Source organism: Corallococcus sp. AB049A, assembly GCF_003668885.1.
GTDB lineage: Bacteria > Myxococcota > Myxococcia > Myxococcales > Myxococcaceae > Corallococcus > Corallococcus interemptor.
In genome coordinates, this window is record NZ_RAWL01000745.1 from 1 (window position 1) to 1,974 (window position 1,974).

The following is a 1,974-nucleotide window of genomic DNA, read 5'->3' on the forward strand; positions in this document are numbered from 1 at the left end:
GGGGCAGGGCGATGGGCGGGGGGAAGACCTTGAGCGCGTAAGCCTTGCTGAACGCGTCGATGAGGCGGCGCGGCGCGGTGAGGACGTGGTCGGAGCGCGACACCACCAGCGGGGCGATGAGGAAGTAGGGCACCCGCACGGCGATGCGGCGCGGGGGCAGCCCCTGCCGGGCCAGGGCCAGGTCCACCGCGCCCACGCCGCCGCCCTTCGGGCTGATGAGGACGTGGGTCAGCTTCAGGTAGGTGTCCAGGTCCAGCTTGCGGCGCACGGTGGGGTGGTCCTCGCGCACCACGCAGACGAAGTCCTCGGTGAGCAGCTTCTGCTGGCGCAGGCCGGGCCCGGACGGCGAGGGCGCGACGATGATGGCCAGGTCCACCTCGCCCGTCTCCAGGTGGCTGGAGAAGGTGGTGCTGTCCACGTGCAGCACGGACAGGTCCACGCCCGGGGCCTCGCGGCCCAGCAGCTCCAGCGCGCCCGGCAGCAGCACCGACCCGAAGAAGTCGCGCGTGGCCAGGGTGAAGCGGCGGGTCGCGGTGGCGGGCTCGAAGGGGGGCTCGTCGCGCAGGGCCCGCCGCAGCTCCGCCAGCCCCCGCTTGAGCGGCGCGACCAGCTGCTGCGCCCTGGGCGTCAGCACCATGCCGCCCTGGCCCCGGATGAGGAGCGCGTCGCCCAACAGCTCCCGCAGCTGTGCGAGCGCATGGCTCATGGCGGACTGGGTGAGCCCCACGCGCGCGGCGGCGCGGGTGACGTGCGCCTCTCTCAGCAATGCGTCCAGCGCCACCAGCAGGTTGAGGTTGATGGCGGAGAGGTCCACCTCGGCCGGGGACTCATGAGCGCGGCGCATGGGTGCATGCATAGCATGCAGTGGCCTCATGAGGGGCCTGGGGGCACTGTTCAGCCCATCTCGAAGCCGCTGGAGGCAAACCCCATGTCCATCGTCATCAACACCCCGAACGGCAACATCGGTCGTCCCCTCGTGGAGAAGCTGCTGAAGGAGGGCCGCAAGGTCACCGTCATCTCCCGCACCGCGGAGAAGGTGGCGGACCTGGTGAAGCAGGGCGCGAAGTGGGTGCAGGGCTCCATCGACGAACAGGCGACGCTGGACGCGGCGCTCGCCGGCGCGGAGGAGTTGTTCTGGCTGACGCCTCCCGCCATGCGCCCGGACTTCCAGGACTGGGCGACGGCCACGGGCAGGCTGGCCGCGGAGCGCGTGAAGGCGCACGGCGTGAAGCGCGTGGTCCTCATCTCCAGCATCGGCGCGCAGACCGGGCCGGGCACCGGGCCGGTGTCCGTGCTCAAGTCCATTGAAGAGGCCTTCCAGGCCGCGGCGCCGAACGTCGTCAGCCTGCGCGCGGGCTTCTTCATGGAGAACCTGCTGCGCGACGTGCAGGGCCTGGCGAAGGCGGGCGCCCTCTTCAGCCCCAACGCGGAGACGAAGCGCTTGCCCATGGTCGCCACGGCGGACATCGCGGCCAAGGCCGCCGGGTTCCTGCTGGACACCTCCTGGACGGGCCACCGCTACGTGGGCGTGCACGGGCCCAGGGACCTCACCTACCCGGAGGTCGCGAGCATCCTCACCCAGGTGCTGGGCCAGCCCGTGAAGTACGTGCGCGTGGGGCTGGAGGACGTGCGCAAGGGGATGCTGGGCGCGGGCATGCCGTCGTGGGCGGCGGACACCTTCGTGGAGATGTACGGCGCCGTCCTGGACGGGCGCATGGATCCGGCCGAGCCGCGCTCGAAGGAGACCACCACGCCCACCACGCTGGAGCACTTCGCCAGCACCGTGCTCAAGCCGGCGGTGGAGCGGGCGCGCGCTTCGTGACGGCGTCCGCCCGTTCGGTCGCATAAGGAACGGGAGGGGGAAGGCGTCCGCTGGCCCGCCCCCTTCCTGACAACTGGTGCACGATGGGGGTCTGCCGGAGATTGCTCCGGTACTGCCACCCCACCGAAGAAGAGCGCACCATGGACGAGCAG

At 71.4% G+C, this 1,974-nt stretch carries 2 protein-coding genes; one reads left to right on the forward strand and one right to left on the reverse strand.

All coding sequences use genetic code 11. From position 1 onward, the window contains the following. Positions 1-844, reverse strand: an 844-nt coding sequence (locus tag D7X55_RS38955; protein WP_233610352.1) for a LysR family transcriptional regulator, incomplete at its 3' end; no start/stop codon positions are given. A gap of 84 nt (positions 845-928) precedes the next feature. Between D7X55_RS38955 and D7X55_RS38960 the strand changes: the two genes are divergently transcribed. Then, positions 929-1,822: an NmrA family NAD(P)-binding protein gene (locus D7X55_RS38960; protein WP_120551100.1), complete on the forward strand. Its 894-nt coding sequence runs from the start codon at positions 929-931 to the stop codon at positions 1,820-1,822. The last annotated feature ends 152 nt before the right edge of the window (positions 1,823-1,974 follow it).

Bases quoted from the DNA above. Each gene is read 5' to 3' on its own strand.
- D7X55_RS38960 (WP_120551100.1), top strand. From the start codon at position 929: ATGTCCATCGTCATCAACACCCCGAACGGCAACATCGGTCGTCCCCTC.